The sequence below is a fragment of the Pseudoroseicyclus tamaricis genome (genome assembly GCF_012070395.1).
In the GTDB taxonomy this organism is placed as follows: domain Bacteria; phylum Pseudomonadota; class Alphaproteobacteria; order Rhodobacterales; family Rhodobacteraceae; genus Pseudoroseicyclus_A; species Pseudoroseicyclus_A tamaricis.
The window spans coordinates 790,650-810,097 of sequence record NZ_JAAFYS010000003.1; the positions used below are offsets into that span (position 1 = coordinate 790,650).

Sequence of the window (19,448 nt, forward strand, 5' to 3'; positions counted from 1 at the left end):
CTCCGCGACCACGACGGCTCCCTTCTCGGCTTGCGCGCATGGCGGCGCTGGCGCTCTGGGCCGTGGCGGTGGCGCTCGTCGTGCTCGGCCTCGTGACCGGCCAGACCGTGATGTGGATCGGCAGCGCCGGCGCCATCGCCCTCGCGCTGCTCCTGCCCCTCTACACCCGCGTCTCGGGTATCGAGATGCCACCCGGCCTCGCCACCGGGGTGCTCGTCTTCTCGCTCTGCGCCTTCGTCCTCGGCGAACATGCCGGCGCCTACACCACCCTCGGCTGGTGGGACATCGTGCTCCACCTCCTCGCCTCGGCGGTGCTCGCCCTCGTCGGCCTCGCGCTCGTCCTGCTCAACACCGAGGGCGCCCCGCCCCGCACCGGCCTGTGGATCGGCGCCGTCCTCGGCGTCGGCTTCGCCGCCCTCGTCGGCGGGGCGTGGGAGCTGCTGGAGTTCTCCATCGACGCCATCTTCGGCACCAACGCCCAGCGCTCCGGCCTGCCGGACACGATGGGCGATGTCCTGACCAACCTCGCCGGCGCCACTTACGGCGCCGTGGCCGGCCGCCTCGTGCTGCGGCGCGGGCTGCGGCTGCCGCTCTCGGGGCTGCTCGTCGCCTTCTGCGCGCGCAATCCGGTGATCTACGGCGCCTGGCCGGGCGTACCATTCCAGAAGGCGGGCCGGCAGCCCGCCGCGACGACCGAGGCCCCGCTGATGGAGACGACGTGACACAGATGATCCCCGCATGGCGCGAGGGCCGGCTGCAACCGGTGGAGAAGCTGCAGGTCCACCGCGAGGGGCTGCGCCACCTCGCCGTCTCCGTCTTCGTCAATCACCGGGAGACGACGCTCATCCAGCGCCGGGCCGACGGCAAGTACCACACCCCCGGCTGCTGGGCGAACGCCTGCTGCACCCACCCCGCCTGGGGCGAGGCGCCGGAGGATTGCGCCCGCCGCCGTGTCGGGGAAGAGCTGGGGCTGAAGGTCGGCCCGCTGCGCCACCGCGGGCAGGTCACCTACCGCGCCGATGTCGGCGGCGGGCTCATCGAGCACGAGGTGGTGGAGATCTTCTCGGCCGAACTGCCCGAGCCCGTCGAGCCCCGCCCCGACCCCGACGAGGTCTCGCAGACCCGCTGGATCACATGGGACGCGCTGGAGGGGGAGATCGCCGCGGCGCCCGAGCGCTTCGTCCCCTGGCTGCGCATCTACCTCGCCGACCATCGCGCCCTGCTGACCGGATGAGCGTGGAGGAGCTGCAGCGCGCCGCCGAGGCCCTCGGCGGCCACTGGCCCGCCCCCTCCCGCGCCGAGCGGGCCGCCCACCTCTCCGCCCTCGCGCGGGAGGTGAAGGCGGCGGCGGAGGAGATCGCCACCACGGTCAGCGCCGATTTCGGCCATCGCCCCCGGCCCGAGACGCTGCTGACCGAGGTCGCGATGATCCTGCAGGCCGTGCGCCACGCGAAGCGCAACCTCCGCCGCTGGATGCGCCCGCTCCGCGCCCCGCTGCCGCCGCACCTCTGGCCCTCGACGGGGCGGGTCTATCGCGAGCCGCTCGGCCTCGTCGGCATCCACGCGCCGTGGAACTACCCGGTGCAGCTCTCGCTCGCCCCCCTCGTCGCGGCCCTCGCCGGGGGCAACCGGGCGATCCTGCACCCGTCGGAACATGCGCCCCGCACGGCGGAGTTGTTGAAACGGCTGGTGGAGGCCGCGGTGCCCGGCCGGGCGCGCGTCGTCACCGGCGGGCCGGAGGTGGCGCAGGCGCTCTCCGCCCTGCCGCTGGACGGGCTGTTCTTCACCGGCTCCACCGCCACCGGCCGTCGCGTGATGGCGGCGGCAGCGGAGAACCTCGTGCCGGTGGTGCTGGAGCTTGGCGGCAAGTCCCCCGCCCTGATCCTGCCCGAGGTGGATCTCGACGCCGCCGCCCGCTCCATCATGGCCGGCAAGCTGCTCAATGCCGGGCAGACCTGCATCGCGCCCGATTACGTCCTCGTCCCCCGCCCGATGATGGAGCCGCTGCTGGAGGCGCTCCGCCGGGCCACCGCCGCCCTCTACCCCGACCCGGCGGGGGAGGATTACGCCACCATCCTGCGAGGGGCCGATCTCGCCCGCCTCACCGCCCTACGCGAGGGCGCCGACGCCCGGCCGCTGATGGCGCAGATGCCGCCACCCCCCCGCCTCGGCGCCTGGGTCCTCGTCGACCCGCCCGCCGATCACCCGGCCCTGCGGGAGGAGATCTTCGGCCCCGTCCTGCCGCTCGTCCCCTACGAGGGGGCGGAGGCGGCGCGCGCCTATGTCAACGGCCGCCCCACCCCACTGGCGCTCTACGTCTACGGGCGGGATGTGAGAGCGGCGCGAGCGGAGGTGGAGGCGATCCGCTCCGGCGGGGCGATGATCAACGAGGCGGTGCAGCACGTCGCCGTGCAGTCGATGCCCTTTGGCGGCGCGGGGGCCTCGGGCCTCGGGGCCTATCACGGCGACGAGGGCTTCCGCTCGCTGAGCCGGCCGCGCAGCGTCATCGTCTCCCGCCCCTCGCTGGCCCGCATGGTGCGCCCGCCCTACGGCCAGCGGATGGAGCGGATCCTCGCCTCGCTGATGCGCTAGGCGCCGCCGCGGCCGTAGCTGCGCCCCCGCCACTCCGTCTGCCCGCCGCGCCGGGCTGAGACGAGGGCGGAGAACTGGATGGCGAGCACGACCAGCACCCCGAGCGGATGCAGCAGCACCGACAGCCACGATTGCCGCAGCCGCACCGCCATGGCCGCGCGGGCGGCATAGACGAGCGCCACGGCCAGCGCCGAGAGCCCCGCCGCCCAGGGCGCGCCCGCGATGAGCGCGGCGAGGAGCGTCAAGATCGGCAGGACGTGCCCGCCGAAGAGCAGCAGTGTCCAGACGGGCAGCGCCCTTGGCGTCGCCATCCCCTCCGTCGCGTTCTTGGAGAAGCCCCGCCAGATGTCGCCGGGCGTGTCGTACATCCGGCAGGTGGCCAGCGGGGTGGCGTCGGTCAGGTCCGTGCGCCCGCCCGCCTTCCGGACATTGCGGGGGATCAGCAGCCCGTCATGCATCCGCCCGCTGAAGGCAGCGTGGCCGCCGGCGGCTTCATAGGCGGCGCGGCGCACCGCCATGAGCTGCCCGCAGCCGGCACCGAAGGACGGCTCCGGCGAGCGGCGCGCCATCGGCAGCGGCAGGTAGCCGAGCAGCGTCGTGAAGATCTGCGGGATCACCACCTTCTCGGCCAGCGTCCCCGTGATCTGACGGGGGAAGCCGGAGAGGCAATCGAGCCCCGCCCGCTCCATCTGACCCGCCAGCCGCGCGGCGGCATCGGGCGCGAGGCGCACGTCGGCATCGACAAAGAGCAGGATCGGGTGGCGCGCCGCCTGCCCCAGCTGCCAGCAGGCATGGGTCTTGCCGATCCAGCCCTCCGGCATCGCGGCCCCGTGGAGCAGCCGCACGCGCGGGTCCGCCCCGGCGCGGGCCGCCACGATCTCTGCCGTCCCATCGGTCGAGCCGTCGTCAAGCACGACCACCTCGATCTCCACGCCCTGCTGCGCCAGCGCGCCGTCCAGCGCCGCGCCGATGTTCTCCGCCTCGTCCCGCGCGGGGATGAGGAGGGAGACGGCCGGCAGAGCGCCCTCCGCCCGGGGCGGCGGCTGCAGGGCGGCTAGGTTGGCGGCGACCATCCCGGCGAAGAGCGCCGCCAGCGCCAGCCCGAGGAGCGTCAGCGCGAGGATCACCGCTCCGCCTCCGGCGCATGATCCGGCGAATACCGCTCGCCCTTCAGCGCCGCCCGCCCCCGCTGCCAGAGCCCGTAGACGCCGCCGGTGCCCCTCGCCCCTCCGATGAGCGTCTCGAACGGCGCCGCGTCGCGCGCCATCGCCAGCTCGGCGAGCGCGTCCGCCGTCTCCGTCAGCGCCGCCTCCATGCGGGGGGCGAGGGCGGCGGGGCGCTCTCCAGGGGCGGCCTCGACGGGGGCGCCGAAGCGGACCAGCGCCTCGGGCTTCTTCTCCGACCAGAACGGATACTCGATGGCCATCGGCACCGCGATCAACCCCGGCGCCCGCGCCACCAGATGTGCCGCGCCGGGGCGAAGGGCCAGCGGCCGGGCGCGCGGGTCGGCGAAGCGCCCCTGCGCGGTGATCCAGAGCACGCGGTCGGGCTTCGCGACGATCCCCCTTGCCTGCCGGAGGAACTCCGCCGCGCCGCGCCGGCTGTCCTGCGCCACGCCGAAGAGGCCGATCCGGGCCATGAAGGGGTAGCGCTCCAGCATCGCCCCGTCGATCGGGCCAAAGCCGATGCGGCCGGGGAAGAGCGCGCCCTGCAGCGCGATGAACAGCGCCGGGTCCCACCACGAGGGGTGGTTGGCGTAGATCATCACCGGCCGCCCCTCCGGCAGCTCCGGCAGGCCGGGCCGGGCGAGCCGCACCGCGCGGAAGTTGCCTGCCAGCTGCCGCCTCATCACCCGCATGAAGAAGCGCACGGCGACCTCGGAGCGCAGCGCCTCGGGGCCGGCGTTACTCCGCGGCGACATCCGGCTTCCGTGTCTCCCCGCCGGCATCCTGATCGAGCGTATCCGCGGCGATCCAGCCCGACATCAGCGCCATGGGCATGCCCGGCCCCGGATGGGCGGAGCCGCCGGCGAGGTAGAGCCCCGGCACCTGCCGCGAGCGGTTGCCCGGCTTGAAGGCGCCCAGCACCTTGCCGTGGCTGGCAAGGCCGTAGATGGCGCCGTTGAGCACGCGGTAGCGGTCGTGAATGTCCTGCGGGGTGAGCGTGCGCTCGACCTCGATGCGCTCCTCGATATCTTCCATCCCCGCCGTGCGCTTCAGCTTGTCGAGGATGGTCTGCCGATAGCCGGGCAGCATCTGCGACCAGTCCTGCCCCTCGCGGAGGTAGGGCGTGTGCACGAGCACGTAGAGCGCCTCGCCGCCCTCGGGCGCCACGCCCGGCTCCGTCCGCGCGGGGGCGGCGAGATAGGCGGTGGGGTCGGGCGCGGGGATGCCACGATCATAGATCGCGTTGAACTCCTCCTCGGGGTCGCGGGAGAAGACGAAGTTGTGGTGGGCGATGTGGTCGTAGGCCTTTTTCAGGCCCAGATAGAGCACCACGCCCGAACAGGCCGCCTCGCGCTTGCGGGACTTGCGGAACTGCTCCCACGCCTCGCCCCCGACCAGCTCACGGTAGGTGCGCACGCTGTCCATGTTGGAGACGACGCGGTCGACCGAGACGCGCTCGCCGGCCTCTGTCACCACGGCGCTGGCGCGGCCCTTCTCCAGCTCGATCTTCGAGATGCCGCAGCCGGTGCGGATCTCGACGCCGAGCTCGCCGGCCAGCTTCTCCAGCGCCACGGGCACGGCGCGGGTGCCGCCCATCGGGTACCAGACACCCTCGCCCTGCTGCATCTGCGCGATGCCGCAGAGGACGGCGGGGGAGGCGAGGGGGGAGGAGCCGACATACTGGATGAAATGCTCCAGCATTTGCGTGACGCGCTTGTCGCGCACGTTGCGCTTGATCTCGCCCGCCACGGTGCGGTGCATGCGCAGCGCCAGCACGTCCGACAGGGTGGAGAGGTTCATGTTGGCCTTCATGTCCATCGTGTCGCGAAGATCCTCGACCGATTTCCAGAAGAAGAACTTGTCGGACACGTCGGAGAGGCGGCGCGCCACGGCCATGAACTTCTCGAACCCCTCGCGATCCTGCGGCGAGAGCTTGGCGATCTCCTCGCCCGCGAGCTTGGGATCGTCGCGCAGGTCAAGCACCGAGCCGTCGTCGTAGAAGCAGCGCCATTGCGGGTCGAGCCGGCGGAGGTCGAGCTCGGCGTGCAGGTCGCGCCTGGCCTCGCCGAAGATGCGCTCCAGCACGCGCGGCATGGTCAGGATGGTCGGCCCCATGTCGAAGCGGTAGCCGCCTTCCTCGAGCACCGCGGCCTTGCCGCCGAGCCACTCGTTCTTCTCGAAGAGGATGACCTTGTGGCCCCGCGCCGCAAGGGTGCAGGCCGAGGCGAGCCCGCCGAGGCCGCCTCCGATAACTGCTGTCACGCTCATTCGGCAGCCTCCTTCGGCATTCTGGTGGTCAGCTCGTCCGCATCGGGGAGCTTGAGGTCGTCGGCGCAGAGCCGGCTGGCGATCCGCGCGCTTTCAAAGATGGTCGGCAGGCCCGAGCCCGGATGCGTGCCGCCGCCGGTCAGATAGACGCCATCGATATCCTCGAAGCGGTTGCGCGGGCGGAAGTTGAGCATCTGCCCGAGGTTATGCGCAAGGTTGAAGGTGGCGCCCTCGTAGACCGACATCTTCGATTGCCAGTCGTCGGGGGTGAACATCACCTCGGTGCGGATGTCGGGGCGAATGTCGCGGCCCGCGAGCTTACTCACGCGGGTAAGCATCTTCTCGCGGAAGGCGGGGGCGATGGCTTGCCAGTCCACCCCTCCGGTGAGGTTCCCCACGGGCGCCAGCACGTAAAGCGCCGAATGCCCCTCGGGGGCGAGCGTCGGGTCCGTCGCGCTGCCGTTCTGGATGTAGATCGTCGGGTCTTCCGGGGCCTGGCCCGCGTCGATCTCTTCGACGTTGCGGGCGTAGTCGCCCGAGAAGGCGATGGTGTGGTGGGCCATGTTGGGCAGGCTGCCCTCGATCCCGAGGTAGAGCATGAAGGTGGAACAGGAGTAGCTCTTGGAGGCGAGCTTCTTGTCCGTCCATTTCTTCCGGGCGCTGTCAGGGACGAGCGTCGTCATCGCGTGGGCGAAATCGGCGTTCATGACCACCGCATCGGCGTCGTACTGCCCCTGCGCCGTCACAGCGCCGGTCGCGCGCCGCCCGTCGAGCACCAGCCGCTCGACCGGCTCGCTGAGCCGGATGTCCACGCCCATCTCCCCTGCCACCCGCGCCATCGCCGCGGTGATGGCGTTACAGCCGCCGCGCGGATGCCAGACGCCGAAGCCATACTCGATATGGGCGATGATCGTGTAGAGCGACGGGCACTTGAACGGCGACATGCCGAGGTATTTGCTCTGAAAGGAAAACGCGACGCGCACGTCGGGATGCTGGAACCAGCGGTTCAGCTCGGTATCCACCGTCGCCCAAGGGCGCAGCTTGGGCAGGGCGCGCAGCATGTCGGGGCGCACCAGATCGGCGGGCGACAGGAACGGCCGCTGCAGGATGGGGCGAAACGTCTCGAACTTGCGGCGGTTTTCCTCGAGATAGGCGGGCACGTTGGCCGCGTCCTTCGCATCGATTCGCGCCACCTGCTCCACGAGGCGGTCCACGTCGGCGGTCGCGTCGATCCGGCGGCCGTCCTCGAACTGCAGGCGGTACATCGGATCGAGCCGGATGAGATCCACTTCGGCATCGAAGTCGTATCCACAGGCGGAGAAGATCTCTCGGGGGATCTCGGGGTAGAGAAAGAAGGTCGGTCCGATGTCGAAGGTGAACCCGCCCTGCCTCAGCGCTCCCGTCCGTCCTCCGGGCGCCGCCTCCTTCTCCAGCACCGTCACCTCGGCGCCGGCCGATTGCAGCAGCATGGCGGAGGCGAGGCCCCCCGGCCCGGCGCCGATCACCAGCACGCGGGGGCGGGGCCTGAGCGGCAGGGGGCTCGCCAGGCGGGCCGACGTGTCGTCCTTCATGCCTGCCGCCCCCGCCACGCCGCGTCACCCAGAACTCGGAGAATTGCCATCGCCCGTTCTCTCCTTACCATTGCCCCGTTCCCGGCGCTCCTGCCACACCGCCGGGTGCGGGAGGATAGCTAGCGCGCCGATGGACCACGGCTTGAAAAATATCACGGCCCCGCAGGGCGGCTCGCCGACCGTCCCCTCGCGGGGCGCGGATGGCGAGAACTTCCCGGTGGCGTCGCTTCTCCTTCCGGCAGCCCTACGCCCGGCCGTTCGCTCTTTCTACGATGTCGTGCGCGCGGCGGATGACTTTGCCGACGATCCCTCCCTCTCCGCGGAGGAGAAGGCCCGGCAGCTCGACAGGATGGACGCCGGCCTGACCGGCGATCCACAAGGCGATCCGCGCGCCCGCCGCCTCGTCGCGGTGCTGGAAGAGACCGGCCGCCCGGGCGCGGAGCGGCACGCGCGGCGGATGGTCGCGGCGTTCCGCGAGGATATCGCCGCCACCCCCTGCCGGACGTGGGAGGACCTGCTGCGCTCCTGCCGCGGCTCGGCCGATCCGGTGGGCCGCTTCCTCCTCGATCTGCATGGCGAGGGGCCCCAGGGCCACGCCGCCTCCGACGCGCTCTGCACGTCGCTGCAGATCCTCAACCACCTGCAGGACATGGGGGAGGACAGGCGCCGCCTCGGCCGCGTCTACCTGCCCGTGGGCTGGATCGAGGAGGCCGGCGGCAGCCTCGCCGATCTCGAAGCGCCCGCGCTCACCCCCGCCCTCCGCGCGGCGATGGACAGGGCGCTGGCCGGCACGGCGGCCCTTCTGCGGGAGGCCTCGGCCCTCCCCCGCCTCCTCCGCTCCCGCCGTCTCGCCGCGGAGACCTCGGCGATCCTCAGCCTCGCCCGCGCGCTCCATGCGCGGCTGCAGCGGGGCGATCCCCTGGCCCGCCGCATCGCGCCGACGCGCGGCGATGCCGGGCGGGCGGCGCTCGCGGGGGCGCTGCGGCTCGCGGGTGTGGGCCGCTGATGGCGCTCGATACCGACATGCAGCGCCCGGCGGAGGCCATCGTCGAGTCGGCGGGCAGCTCCTTCACCGCCGGCATGCGGCTCCTGCCGAAGGACCGGCGGCGCGCGATCTTCGCGATCTACGCCTTCTGCCGCGCCGTCGACGACATCGCCGATGGCGACGGCACCGGCCCGGACAAGGCGCTCCGTCTCGACGCCTGGCAGCGGGAGCTGGACCGAGCGCGCGCCGGCCACGCCGCCACGCCGGTCGGCGCCGAGCTGAGCTGGGCCATCGGCCATTACGACCTCCCCGAGGAGGAGCTGGAGCTCATCATCGAAGGCATGCGCATGGACGTCGACGGCATGGTCGCGCCCGAGCGCCCGACGCTCGACGCCTACGTCCGCCGCGTCGCCGGCTCCGTCGGGCTGCTGTCGATGCACATCTTCGGCGCGTGGCGGGGGGAGAGCTCGCGCCGCTTCGCCCTGTCGCTGGCCCGGGCGCTGCAGCTCACCAACATCCTCCGCGACATCGAGGAGGACGCCGCCATGGGCCGCGTCTACCTGCCGCGTGACCTCTTGGCAGAGGCCGGCGCCGCCGCCGACCCGGCCCTCGTCGCCGACGATCCCCACCTGCCGCAGGTGCGCGCCCGGCTGGCGAGAGAGGCGCGCGCCGCCTTCACCGAGGCCGAGGCGGAGATCGCCGCCCACCCGCGCCTGCGCCTGATGCCGGCGCTCCTGATGATGGGCCCCTACGAGCGCATCCTGCGGCAGATCGAGCGCGACCCGACGCGCCGCCCGCCGGACAGGGGCCAGCTCGGCAAGGTCTGGGATGGCGCCCGCTGCCTCGCGCGCGGGCGGCGGTGAGGCGTGTCCATGTCGTCGGCGCCGGCCTCGCCGGCCTCGCCGCCGCGCTCGACCTCGCCGAGGACGGAGGCGTGGAGGTGCACCTGCACGAGGCCACCGGCCGCGCCGGCGGACGCTGCTGGAGCTTTCATGACAGCCGGCTGGACCGGCTGATCGACAACGGCAACCACCTCGTCCTCTCCGGCAACGCCGCCGTCCTGAACCATTGCCGCCGCATCGGCACCCATGCGTCGCTGGACATCGCCCCGGCGGCGGAGCTGCCCTTCCACGACCTCGCGGACGGCACCTCCTGGACGCTCCGCATCCCCGACGGCCCCGCCGACCTGCTACGCGGAAACGTCGCCCTGCCCCCCGGTGTCCGCCCCGGCGCCGCGGCGGCGGACATGCTGCGCCTCCTCGCCGCCGGCCCGGCGCGCACGGTCGGGGGCGCCCTTCCCGGCCGCGCCGCCGCCTGGCAGCGCCTGTGGGAGCCGCTCAGCCTCGCCGTCCTCAACGCCCCGCCGGAGGGGGGCGCGGCCCGCCCCCTCGCGGCCGTCCTGCGCAAGAGCCTGCTGAAGGGCGGCCGCGCCTGCCGCCCGGTGACGATGCCCCACGGCCTCGGCCCGACGCTGGTCGACCCCGCGCTCCGCCGCCTCCGCGACCTCGGCGCCCACATCGCCTTCCGCACGCCGCTGCGGGCCATCGCCTTCGGCCCGACCCGGGTGCAGGCGCTGGAGTTCGACGCCCGGACGATCCCGCTGGGCGAGGACGACACCGTCATCCTTGCCGTCCCGGCCGAAGCGGCGGGGCGCCTGCTCTCCCGCCCCGCGCCGCTCGCCGGCCTCTCCATCCTCAACGCGCATTTCCTCGTCCACCCCGAGACGGCCCTCCGCGCCCCGCCCCTCCTGGGCTTCCTCTCAGCCGAGGCGCAGTGGGCCTTCACCCGCGGCGACGTCATCTCTGTCACCGTTTCGGCCGCGCGACCCGGGCCCGACGACGCGGGCATCCTCTCCCGCCTCTGGTCCGACATCGCCCGCGCGCTCGGCACCTCCGAGGCACCCCTCGCCTCCCGCCTCCTGCGCGAGAAGGCCGCGACCTTCGCCGCGACGCCGGAGAGCCTCACCCGCCGCCTGCCGCTCCGCCCCGGCCCTCGCAACCTGCTGCTGGCCGGTGACCACGTCGCCGCGCCCCTGCCCTCGACGCTGGAGGGCGCGCTCCTCTCCGGCCACGCCGCCGCCGCAGCGGCCCTCCGCCCCGCGCGCTGACCTACCGCTGCTCCGCCAGATGCTGCGCCACCTCCGCCTCCATGGCGCGGAAGCGGGCGGCGGCGAAGGCCTCGAAATTGGCGAGCAGCGGGCTGCCGGCGGAGGCGTGGTGGGTGATCGTGCCGAGGGAGACCACCGGCAGATCCTCCGGCGCGCCGATCACCCGCACCTCGCCGGCGCGCAGCTCGTTCAGCGCCGTGATCACCGGCAGGATGGCGAAGGATTCCACCAGCTTCAGCATGTTGAGCAACGCCTTGCCGGATTCGCTGGAGGCGAAGCTGCGCATGTGCATGACGCCGAGCTGCGCCAGCACCCGCTCCGCATAGCCGTGCATGATGGAGTTCTCCGCGTGGCCGATCCACAGCCCCGCCTCCAGCGTCTCGACGAGGGAGAGCGCCGGGTCGGCGCGAAAGCCCGCCCTCACGAAGACGGCGTGCTCGGCATCGGCGATGCGGCGCTGCACGAGGCCGGTGGCATTGTCGGCGCTCTCCATCGGCACCAGCGCGATGTCGAGCCGCCGCTCCGTCACCCGGCCCCGCAGCTCCGGCCCGTAGGCGGAGCAAAGCTCGAAGCGCACGCCGGGGTTCTCCAGGTGATACTCCGCCACGATGCGCGCCATGACATCCTCGCAGAAGAACGGCGGCGCGCCGATGCGGATGGTGCCGACCTGCCCGTCCGCCATCTGCCCCGCCGCCTGCCCCGCCTCGCGGATGATGGCGCGCAATTGCGTGCCCCTCAGCGCCAGCTCGCGACCCAGCTCCGTCGGCTCCAGCGGCTGGCGGCGGCGCGACAGCAGGCTCTGCCCCACGCGCCCCTCCAGCTGCGCCACCGCCTTGCTCAGCGCCGGCTGCGCCATGCCCAGCGCCTCGGCGGCGCGGGTGAAGGAGCGCTCCTCCACCACGCGGGAGAAGAGCATCAGGGCGCGTGGATCGAGCGACAGCACCTTGGCCATGGGCCCTCCCTTTCATGCCCTCAGGGAATGAACATGTGCCGAGACATTATTTGAAAGCAAATAGCACACAAGGCAAGCTGCCCTCGTCCGCCTCGGGGAGGAGGCGCGCACCAAGGGGCTGGGAGGGCTCTATGGAACGCCGCACCGCGCTGGTGCCGGGGGATCTCTGGGCCCTCCGTGCCATCACAGCGCTTCTGCTCTTTGCCATGATGGCCCTGACCTTCGTTGATGTGCTCGGGCGCTATCTCTTCAACGCGCCGGTCTATGGCGCGGCAGAGATGATCCAGATCCTGCTCGCCGCCACGATCTTCTCCGGCTTCGGCCTCGTCTCGGATGCCGACAGCCATATCACCGTCGATCTGTTCGAGGCGCCGCTTGCGAAGGCCTTTGGCCGGCCGCGGCGCATCTTCATCGGCCTCGTTTCCGCCGCCGGGCTCCTGCTGATCGGCTATGAGCTGGCGCGCACCGGCCAGAAGGCCATCGAGACGGCGCGCGAGACGCTGGTGCTGGAATGGCCGCAGGCGTGGCTGTCGCTGCCGGGTGCGATTTTCTGCGTCATCGCCGCGGCGCTGCAGGTGAACAGGAGCTTGCGCCAGTCATGATCGCCGCCCTCATCGCCTTCGCCATCGTCCTCGCGCTCTGCTTCTTCGGCATCCGCATCGGCTTCGCCACGCTCTTCGTCGGCTTCCTCGGCTTCGCTCTCGAGCGCGGGATCGGCCCCGCCTTCTCCCTCATGGGCGCGCAGGTGCTGGAGACGGCGACGAGTTACTCCCTCTCCGTCATCCCGCTCTTCGTGCTGATGGGCGTGTTCATCTACCGCTCCGACATCTCGGGCGATCTCTACCGCGCCGCCCATGCCCGGCTCGGACACTACCGGGGCGGGCTCGCCCATTCCACGGTGCTCGCCTGCGCCGGCTTCTCCGCCGTCTGCGGCTCATCGCTCGCCACCGCCGCCACCATGACCCGCGTCGCCCTGCCGCCGATGCGCACGCACCATTACTCCGACCGGCTCGCCACGGGCACCATCGCCGCCGGCGGCACGCTGGGGATCATGATCCCGCCCTCGGTGCCCTTGATGATCTACGGCATCATCGCCGAGCAGGACATCGGCCGCCTCTTCATCGCCGGCATCCTGCCAGGTGCGATCCTCGTTCTGTCCTTCATGGCCGCCATCGTCGTCTGGTCGGGCCTCAAGCCAGAGATGGCCCCGCCCGGCGAGAAGCTGGAGCGCAAGGAGGGGGCCAGCGCCGTGCGCGCAGTTCTGCCGGTGCTGGCCCTCTTCGTGCTCGTGCTTGGCGGCATCTACGGGCGCATCTTCACGCCGACGGAAGCTGCCGGCATCGGCGCCACGGGCGCCGCGCTCATCGCCATGACGCGCGGCCATCTGTGGAGCTTTCGCGAATGGGTCGAGGCGCTCGTGGAAGCCTCGATGACCACCGCCTCGCTCTTCATGGTCGTCTTCGGCACGATGGTCTTCGCTCAGTACATCAATCTCTCGGGCATGCCGTTCGACCTGATGTTCATGCTGCAGGACATGCAGCTGACGCCCACCGGGCTGGTCGTCGGCATCTGCGTGATCGCGCTGCTGCTCGGGATGGTCTTCGAGTCCCTCGGCATCCTGCTGCTCCTCGTGCCGGTCTTCATGCCGGCCCTTCTGGCGGCGCAGGTGGATCTCATCTGGTTCGGCATCGTCATCGTGCTGGTGACGGAGCTGGGGCTCATCACGCCCCCCATCGGCATGAACGTCTTCGTCGTGCGCAGCGTGGTGGACGATGTGCGCATGGCCGACATCTTCGTGGGCGTTCTGCCCTTCGCACTGGCGATGCTGGCGGTGCTGGCGCTGATCCTGGCGCTGCCCGGCATCGCGACATGGCTGCCCGGGCTGTCCGGGTGAACGGGGCCGGCGGGGAGGCCGGCCCGATTGGGAGGATCCACATGAGCTACCATTTCAAGACCGCCCTCGCGGCAACCGGCCTCGCGCTGACCCTCGGCGCCCCGGCCCACGCGCAGAGCACCCGCGTGCTGGTGAACTGCTTCTTCCCGCCGCAGCACTTCGTCTGCACTGACGTGCTCGGCACATGGGCGCAGGACGTGAGCGCGGCGACGGAGGGCCGCGTGCAGGTCGCCATCCTGCCCAGCAACATGGCGCCCCCGCCCGAGCAGCTGACCTCCACCCGCGACGGGGTCTTCGACGCCGCCCTGCAGATGAACGTCTTCATCGCCAACGAGGTGACCGGCATCCAGCTCGGCATGCTGCCCTTCACCGGCACCGCCGATTCCCGCGCCAACTCGCTGGCCCTCTGGAGCACTTACGAGGAATACTTCGCCGAGGCGGACGAGTACGAGGGTGTCGAGCTTCTCTCCGTCTACGTGGCCCCGGGAGCGGATTTCTACTCGCTCGACGGCACGCCGATCCTCTCGGTGCAGGACCTCGCCGACAAGAAGATGTGGGCCGCCGCCGGCCTCGTGGCGGAAGAGCTGAAGGACCTCGGCTCCCCCGTCGTCTCCGGCCCCGCCGTCCAGATGACGGAGTTGATCCAGCGCGGCGTCGTCGACGGCTTCGTCGGCATCCCGGCCACCGACGCGCAGGTCTTCAACGTCCTGCCGCCGGCGGAATCGATCACGGTGACGGATCGCAAGATCTCCACCCCCGCCTTCTCCTTCTTCATCAACTCCGATGTCTGGGCGGAGATTTCCCCCGAGGATCAGGAGGCCATCCGCGCCCTCTCCGGCGCCGCCTGGGCGGAGAAGGTGGGCACCATCTTCACCGAGGTCGAGGCCGGCGTGCATGAGGAGATCGCCGGGATGATGGAGGTCCACGAGGCCTCGCCCGAGTTCGAGCAGGCCCTGATCGACGCCGCCCAGCCCTACATTGACGCCTGGATCGAGGAGGCGAGTGCCAAGGGCATCGACGGGCAGGCGGCGCTCGACTTCTACATGGCCGAGATCCAGCGGCTGACGGCCGAATGACAGGCCGGCCAGGCGGACGAGGAGAGAGGGAGAGCAGCATGAGCAAGCCGAAGAACGTGCTCTGGATCATGGCCGATCAGCTGAGGTTCGACTACCTCAGCTGCTACGGCCATCCCCACCTGCACACCCCCAATATCGACCGCCTGGCCGCACGCGGCGTGCGCTTCACCAACGCCTACGTCCAGTCGCCCATCTGCGGCCCCTCCCGCATGTCGAGCTACACGGGCCGCTACACCCGCTCCCACGGCGCCACCTGGAACGGCTTCCCGCTCCGAGTCGGCGAGCCGACCCTCGGCGACCATCTCCGCGAGATCGGCGTGCGCCCGGTGATCGTCGGCAAGACCCACATGGTCGCCGACACCAAGGGGATGGAATGGCTCGGCATCGACCCCGGCTCCACCATCGGCATCTCCATCTCCGAATGCGGCTTCGAGCCCTACGAGCGCGACGACGGGATGCATCCCTACGGCCCCTACGACCCCGACCCCGCCTACAATCGCGCCCTGCAGGAGGCGGGCGTCGAGGGCGACAACCCGTGGGAAGAGCACGCCAACTCCGCCGCCGGCGACGACGGCGAGCGCCTCTCCGGCTGGCTGCTCAAGTATGCCAACCTCCCGGCCGACGTGCCCGAGGAGCTCTCCGAGACGCCCTACATGACCCGCCGGGCCATGCAGTTCATGGAGGAGGCCGGCGACGCGCCCTGGCTCTGCCACCTCTCCTTCATCAAGCCGCACTGGCCCTATATCGTCCCCGCGCCCTACCACGACATGTACGGGCCGGAGCACATCCTGCCCCCCGTGCGCGCCGAGGCGGAGAAGGTGACGGACCATCCCGTCTTCCGCGCCTTCATCGAAAGCCGCATCTGCCGCAGCTTCGCCCGTGACGAGGTCCGCGAGCGGGTGATCCCCGCCTACATGGGCCTGATCAAGCAGATCGACGACCAGATGGGCGTGCTCTTGGGTTGGATGGAGGAGCGCGGGCTCTTCGAGACCACGATGATCGTCTTCACCTCCGACCATGGCGATTACCTTGGCGATCACTGGATGGGCGAGAAGGATCTCTTCCACGAGCCCTCCGTGAAGGTGCCGCTGATCGTCTACGACCCCCGCCCCGAAGCCGACGACACCCGCGGCACGGTCCGCTCCGAGCTGGTCGAGGCCATCGACCTCGCCCCCACCTTCCTCAGCTATTTCGGCGGGCCGGCGAAGCCGCATATCCTCGAGGGGCGCGGGCTGGAGCCGCTGCTCCACAATCGCGCCAAGCCCGCCGAATGGCGGCAATACGCGGTGTCGGAATACGATTACGCCACCCGTCCCGCCCGCCAGGCCATCGGCAACGCTCAGGAGGAGGCCCGGCTCGTCATGCTCCGCGACGGGCGGTGGAAATACGTCCACGCCGAAGGCTTCCGCCCGATGCTCTTCGACCTGCAGACCGACCCCGACGAGCTCCACGACCTCGGCGCCAGCCGCGCCCCCGAGCACGCCGCCGTCCGCGCCCGCATGATGGTCGCCCTCGGCCGCTGGTCCCGCCGGCACCACAATCGCATCACGCTCTCCCCCGAGCAGATCGAGGCGATGACGGGCAAGGAGCCGCCCGGCATCCTCATCGGCTTCTGGGACGAGGCGGAATACGAGGCGGAATTCGGCAAGCCCTTCGCCGAGCGCCCCTGACCGGCTGAGACGCGGCCCCCGGCCCCGCCGCCTTGCCCTCGCAGAGCAGCCCCTCACTCCGAAGGCGTGGCGAATCTATCGGTCACGGAATCGGCGCACGCAGAGGCGGCCAAACGGTAGTCTTTCGAGGCGCTGGAGCGGCATCTGCGCCGTTCCAGCGCCCGGGTTCGTCAATGAGCGCTTCCAGTCCCTCGCCGACCCGGACCGCATGCTGTCACTGTCCTTCTGGCGGGACGAGGCCGCGATCCGCGCCTGGCGACAGCTCGAGACACACCGGGCGGCGCAGAGTGCCGGGCGGAGGTCGGTCTTTCGCGACTATCGCCTGCGGGTCGCCGAGGTGCTGCGCGACTACGGGATGACGGCCCGCGATCAGGCTCCGCCGGACTCGCGCGCTCATCATAAGGCCGGGAGTGATGCGGCATGAGGGGCGACTCTCTTGCCGCCGCTCGGGCCCTGAAGGCCCCCGTGCTCAGTCCTGAGCGTTCAGATGTCTCGCCCATTCCTTGCTGAAGTCCCCCAGCGGGCGGAGCTGCCCGTAGAGGCGCAAGCCCAGCTCGGTCGGCGCGTATCCATCCTCTACGCGATGGACGAAGCCCGCCGCCTGAAGCTCCTTCAGGCGAGTGTTCAGCGCCGCGGGTGAGATGGATTCGCAGTCTTCCTGCAGCTTGCGAAAGGTGCAGGGGCCGATTTCGCTCAGCGTCCAGAGCACTCCCATGGCCCAGTGACGCCCCAGAAGATCGAAGAGCGCCATGATGGGCGCCCCGCTCCTCGAGCCTCTCACGGGCTGCCCCGGCATCGGAATCTTGGTCACTTGCTATGCTTTCTGTAGCGCTCTAAGTTGCTACATAATTTGTAGCACCTCAGAACGGGATCGCCAATGACCAGGACCGACACCTACGAAATCCGTGACGACCGGTTCAAACGCAGCATCAAGCTCGACGAGCCTGTCGAACGACTGTGGACCGGCGGGAAGTGGACGGAAGGGCCTGTCTACTCTGCGGCCTTCAGATGCCTGATCTGGAGCGACATTCCCAATGACCGGCGCCTGCGCTGGGATGAGCTGACCGGCGCGGTCGGCGACATCCGGTCTGGCCTTGGGTGCTACACCAATGGATCCACGCTCGATCGGCAGGGGCGGATCGTGGCCTGCGAGCACGGGACGCGCAGCGTGACCCGGATCGAGCATGACGGGTCGGTCACGACGCTGGCCAGCCACTTCGATGGCAAGCGGTTCAACAGCCCCAACGATGTCGTGGTGCGATCCGATGACACGATCTGGTTCAGTGACCCGGCATACGGGATCGAGTCGGACTACGAAGGCTTTCAGGCTGAACCGGAGCTCGGCGGCGAACATGTCTATCGGCTCGACCCGGCGACGGGCGACATCACGCAGGTGACGAGCGACTTCGCCAGTCCGAACGGGCTCGCCTTCTCCCTCGACGAGCGGATTCTCTACATCGCTGACAGCGGCGGGACGCGCTATGCCAGCGGGGAGCATCATATCCGCGCGTTTTCAGTCAACTCCGACGGGTCCCTGGCGGGCGGAGATGTCTTCGCGGAGTGCGAGGCCGGGGCGTTTGACGGCTTCCGGCTCGATACCCAGGGCCGCATCTGGACGAGCGCGAAGGACGGCGTTCACTGCTATCACCCGGATGGCACCCTTCTCGGCAAGATCTTCGTCCCCGAAGAAGTCTCGAATGTCTGTTTCGGCGGGCCGAAGCGGAATCGCCTGTTCATAACCGCCTCCACCAGCGTCTACGCCGTCCTTCTGCCGACCACGGGGGCCCTGCTGCTCTGATGGCCGGGACCTTCATCCTGCGGGCCCGCACCGGCCGGGCGTTTCATCTGCGCCGAGGCGCGACGCTGAGGATCACCAATACCTTCGGCTCTCAGGTGGTCGATACATGGGCGTTCAAGGCGGATGACATCGCCGAGTTCATGTCGATGGAGCATACGCGCGTCCATTCCTCGACCGCGTCGCCGGTCAAGGGCACGATCTTTCGATCGAACCGCAGGTCTCCCATGCTGGACTTCGTGGAAGACACCTCACCCGGCGTCCACGACTGGTTCTTCGCCGCCTGCGATCAGTCCCGCTACGAGATGCTCGGCTCCGAGGCCGCGCATGACAATTGCAGCGACAATCTCAAACAGGCGATGAGGGAGATCGGCCATTCGATCACTCATGTTCCCTGCCCGTTGAACCTGTTCGAGAACGCGCCCCTTCTCGCCGGAGACACCGCTATACATCCGCCCGTGAGCAGACCCGGCGACTTCGTCGCGTTCACGGCGCTGGCCGATCTGATCATATGCCTGTCAGCCTGCCCGCAGGATATGGCGGACACGAACGGAACAGGGCGCGAACCGAGAGACGTCGACGTCGAGGTCACCTGACAGGGGCGTCTGCGTCGTTCGTTTGAAATGGGTGGCCGGAGTCACAAAGAAAGCTGCCGTTCAGGCAGCACGCGGCGAACGGCAGCTCGGAGCCCGGAGTGACAGATGCTGCAAAGAAGCTAGATGATCCTTTGCTCTAGCTCGGCAGGATCGGCGACATCTACTTGCCAAAAGTCGCGCACTTCGGCCGGTAGCTTAGCTAACACTCGCTCGAAGTCTCTCCGGTTGGTGGTTCGCCGAACCGCCCATGCCGTTGCCTCAATGGCATTGTCCGGCGTTAGGTTGTGGTTCACCCTCACCGCTTTGACCTCGGAAACGAGCTTTTCGCGGTCATAAAATTCAGCGCGGGGTTCCGTAACATCCCAGTTGTTCACGAAAATCGCACGAAGAACGCTCGGCAGGACACTTGCGAATTCCAAACCCTCTTGAGTGTTCAAACGACGCCGAAACACCTGTAGGACCGCATCGACCGCCGTGTACGCCATGTTGTCGGACTCAAGGGACATGCGCTCTTTCACACCATCGAGGAAAGCGCGCCATTCCTTGGAAGCGTGTCGATAAGTCCATGGCATCGGCATGGGTAGCTGGTTCCCTTCAACAGCATCGTTTCCACACCGATATCGAAATTCACGAGATATGTCGAATAAACGAATGACCGTTTCGTCCGCTCTCTTTGGTTGTAGGATGCCACGTCGCGCGTCAGGATACCGACGGGACAACCGCCTGAAAGGCAGGATGCATGTATCTTCTGACCGTTGCCGGAATCTGGGCCATCG

Annotated in this window: 19 protein-coding genes and 1 pseudogene; 13 read left to right on the forward strand and 7 right to left on the reverse strand. The window is 70.0% G+C overall.

The features are described from left to right. Positions 1-38 precede the first annotated feature (38 nt). From GY170_RS15720 to GY170_RS15730, 3 genes are read left to right on the forward strand one after another with little or no spacing between them, the layout of a single operon-like run. The gene (locus GY170_RS15720) at positions 39-722 is read left to right on the forward strand and encodes a DUF2238 domain-containing protein (protein ID WP_235924181.1); all 684 of its coding nucleotides are present in this window, start codon (positions 39-41) and stop codon (positions 720-722) included. Further along, on the forward strand, positions 719-1,234 hold the full coding sequence (gene idi / locus GY170_RS15725) for an isopentenyl-diphosphate Delta-isomerase (protein WP_209316618.1): 516 nt from the start codon (positions 719-721) through the stop codon (positions 1,232-1,234). The genes GY170_RS15720 and idi overlap by 4 nt, the downstream gene beginning before the upstream one ends. Then, entirely contained in the window at positions 1,231-2,592 is a 1,362-nt protein-coding gene (locus GY170_RS15730; RefSeq protein WP_163895307.1) for an aldehyde dehydrogenase family protein, read from the forward strand. Before idi ends, GY170_RS15730 begins: the two co-directional genes overlap by 4 nt. On the opposite strand, the gene GY170_RS15735 is transcribed toward GY170_RS15730, so the two are convergent. From GY170_RS15735 to crtI, 4 genes are read right to left on the reverse strand one after another with little or no spacing between them, the layout of a single operon-like run. Next, complete coding sequence (locus GY170_RS15735) at positions 2,589-3,719, reverse strand: glycosyltransferase family 2 protein (protein WP_209316619.1); 1,131 nt, start codon at positions 3,717-3,719, stop codon at positions 2,589-2,591. The genes GY170_RS15730 and GY170_RS15735 overlap by 4 nt on opposite strands. After that, entirely contained in the window at positions 3,716-4,513 is a 798-nt protein-coding gene (locus tag GY170_RS15740) for a lysophospholipid acyltransferase family protein (RefSeq protein WP_163895308.1), read from the reverse strand. The genes GY170_RS15735 and GY170_RS15740 overlap by 4 nt, the downstream gene beginning before the upstream one ends. Further along, a complete protein-coding gene (locus tag GY170_RS15745) occupies positions 4,497-6,026 on the reverse strand; it encodes a phytoene desaturase family protein (protein WP_163895310.1) in 1,530 nt (509 codons plus the stop codon). The genes GY170_RS15740 and GY170_RS15745 overlap by 17 nt, the downstream gene beginning before the upstream one ends. Further along, complete coding sequence (gene crtI, locus GY170_RS15750) at positions 6,023-7,597, reverse strand: phytoene desaturase family protein (RefSeq protein WP_163895312.1); 1,575 nt, start codon at positions 7,595-7,597, stop codon at positions 6,023-6,025. The genes GY170_RS15745 and crtI overlap by 4 nt, the downstream gene beginning before the upstream one ends. Before the next feature lie 142 nt (positions 7,598-7,739). Here crtI and GY170_RS15755 point away from each other — a divergent pair, with 142 nt between their 5' ends. From GY170_RS15755 to GY170_RS15765, 3 genes are read left to right on the forward strand one after another with little or no spacing between them, the layout of a single operon-like run. Next, positions 7,740-8,603, forward strand: a complete 864-nt coding sequence (locus tag GY170_RS15755; RefSeq protein ID WP_163895314.1) for a squalene/phytoene synthase family protein — start codon at positions 7,740-7,742, stop codon at positions 8,601-8,603. Continuing rightward, on the forward strand, positions 8,603-9,445 hold the full coding sequence (locus GY170_RS15760; protein WP_163895316.1) for a squalene/phytoene synthase family protein: 843 nt from the start codon (positions 8,603-8,605) through the stop codon (positions 9,443-9,445). Before GY170_RS15755 ends, GY170_RS15760 begins: the two co-directional genes overlap by 1 nt. Then, on the forward strand, positions 9,442-10,689 hold the full coding sequence (locus GY170_RS15765; protein ID WP_163895318.1) for a hydroxysqualene dehydroxylase: 1,248 nt from the start codon (positions 9,442-9,444) through the stop codon (positions 10,687-10,689). The genes GY170_RS15760 and GY170_RS15765 overlap by 4 nt, the downstream gene beginning before the upstream one ends. A gap of 1 nt (position 10,690) precedes the next feature. Here the strand turns inward: GY170_RS15765 and GY170_RS15770 are convergent, their stop codons facing one another. Beyond that, a complete protein-coding gene (locus tag GY170_RS15770) occupies positions 10,691-11,641 on the reverse strand; it encodes a LysR family transcriptional regulator (protein WP_163895320.1) in 951 nt (316 codons plus the stop codon). A gap of 131 nt (positions 11,642-11,772) precedes the next feature. On the opposite strand from GY170_RS15770, the gene GY170_RS15775 reads away from it, so the two are divergent. From GY170_RS15775 to GY170_RS15795, 5 genes and pseudogenes are all read left to right on the forward strand, one after another. Continuing rightward, complete coding sequence (locus tag GY170_RS15775) at positions 11,773-12,243, forward strand: TRAP transporter small permease (protein WP_163895322.1); 471 nt, start codon at positions 11,773-11,775, stop codon at positions 12,241-12,243. Then, positions 12,240-13,535, forward strand: coding sequence for a TRAP transporter large permease (locus GY170_RS15780; RefSeq protein WP_163895324.1), 1,296 nt, complete (start codon positions 12,240-12,242; stop codon positions 13,533-13,535). Before GY170_RS15775 ends, GY170_RS15780 begins: the two co-directional genes overlap by 4 nt. Positions 13,536-13,576: 41 nt before the next feature. Further along, positions 13,577-14,611 (forward strand): type 2 periplasmic-binding domain-containing protein, encoded by a 1,035-nt coding sequence (locus tag GY170_RS15785; RefSeq protein WP_163895326.1) that lies wholly within the window; start codon positions 13,577-13,579, stop codon positions 14,609-14,611. Between the two features lie 38 nt (positions 14,612-14,649). After that, positions 14,650-16,281: an alkaline phosphatase family protein gene (locus GY170_RS15790; RefSeq protein ID WP_163895328.1), complete on the forward strand. Its 1,632-nt coding sequence runs from the start codon at positions 14,650-14,652 to the stop codon at positions 16,279-16,281. Between the two features lie 163 nt (positions 16,282-16,444). Continuing rightward, a pseudogene (locus GY170_RS15795) lies at positions 16,445-16,705 on the forward strand (antibiotic biosynthesis monooxygenase family protein); the annotation flags it as partial. A gap of 45 nt (positions 16,706-16,750) precedes the next feature. Here the strand turns inward: GY170_RS15795 and GY170_RS15800 are convergent. Next, entirely contained in the window at positions 16,751-17,032 is a 282-nt protein-coding gene (locus GY170_RS15800) for a winged helix-turn-helix transcriptional regulator (RefSeq protein ID WP_235924182.1), read from the reverse strand. Positions 17,033-17,158: 126 nt separating this feature from the next. On the opposite strand from GY170_RS15800, the gene GY170_RS15805 reads away from it, so the two are divergent. Beyond that, complete coding sequence (locus tag GY170_RS15805) at positions 17,159-18,079, forward strand: SMP-30/gluconolactonase/LRE family protein (protein ID WP_163895330.1); 921 nt, start codon at positions 17,159-17,161, stop codon at positions 18,077-18,079. Continuing rightward, the gene (locus GY170_RS15810) at positions 18,079-18,672 is read left to right on the forward strand and encodes a DUF1989 domain-containing protein (protein ID WP_163895332.1); all 594 of its coding nucleotides are present in this window, start codon (positions 18,079-18,081) and stop codon (positions 18,670-18,672) included. The genes GY170_RS15805 and GY170_RS15810 overlap by 1 nt, the downstream gene beginning before the upstream one ends. Before the next feature lie 119 nt (positions 18,673-18,791). On the opposite strand, the gene GY170_RS15815 is transcribed toward GY170_RS15810, so the two are convergent. Further along, positions 18,792-19,250, reverse strand: a complete 459-nt coding sequence (locus tag GY170_RS15815; protein ID WP_163895333.1) for a DUF2267 domain-containing protein — start codon at positions 19,248-19,250, stop codon at positions 18,792-18,794. Positions 19,251-19,448: the final 198 nt, after the last annotated feature.

Coding starts and splice junctions, on each gene's coding strand:
- GY170_RS15740 (WP_163895308.1), bottom strand. CDS start 4,513: ATGTCGCCGCGGAGTAACGCCGGCCCCGAGGCGCTGCGCTCCGAGGTC.
- GY170_RS15785 (WP_163895326.1), top strand. CDS start 13,577: ATGAGCTACCATTTCAAGACCGCCCTCGCGGCAACCGGCCTCGCGCTG.
- GY170_RS15745 (WP_163895310.1), bottom strand. CDS start 6,026: ATGAGCGTGACAGCAGTTATCGGAGGCGGCCTCGGCGGGCTCGCCTCG.
- GY170_RS15790 (WP_163895328.1), top strand. CDS start 14,650: ATGAGCAAGCCGAAGAACGTGCTCTGGATCATGGCCGATCAGCTGAGG.
- GY170_RS15760 (WP_163895316.1), top strand. CDS start 8,603: ATGGCGCTCGATACCGACATGCAGCGCCCGGCGGAGGCCATCGTCGAG.
- GY170_RS15730 (WP_163895307.1), top strand. CDS start 1,231: ATGAGCGTGGAGGAGCTGCAGCGCGCCGCCGAGGCCCTCGGCGGCCAC.
- GY170_RS15780 (WP_163895324.1), top strand. CDS start 12,240: ATGATCGCCGCCCTCATCGCCTTCGCCATCGTCCTCGCGCTCTGCTTC.
- GY170_RS15810 (WP_163895332.1), top strand. CDS start 18,079: ATGGCCGGGACCTTCATCCTGCGGGCCCGCACCGGCCGGGCGTTTCAT.
- GY170_RS15775 (WP_163895322.1), top strand. CDS start 11,773: ATGGAACGCCGCACCGCGCTGGTGCCGGGGGATCTCTGGGCCCTCCGT.
- GY170_RS15800 (WP_235924182.1), bottom strand. CDS start 17,032: ATGGCGCTCTTCGATCTTCTGGGGCGTCACTGGGCCATGGGAGTGCTC.
- GY170_RS15720 (WP_235924181.1), top strand. CDS start 39: ATGGCGGCGCTGGCGCTCTGGGCCGTGGCGGTGGCGCTCGTCGTGCTC.
- GY170_RS15770 (WP_163895320.1), bottom strand. CDS start 11,641: ATGGCCAAGGTGCTGTCGCTCGATCCACGCGCCCTGATGCTCTTCTCC.
- GY170_RS15815 (WP_163895333.1), bottom strand. CDS start 19,250: ATGCCGATGCCATGGACTTATCGACACGCTTCCAAGGAATGGCGCGCT.
- GY170_RS15805 (WP_163895330.1), top strand. CDS start 17,159: ATGACCAGGACCGACACCTACGAAATCCGTGACGACCGGTTCAAACGC.
- crtI (WP_163895312.1), bottom strand. CDS start 7,597: ATGAAGGACGACACGTCGGCCCGCCTGGCGAGCCCCCTGCCGCTCAGG.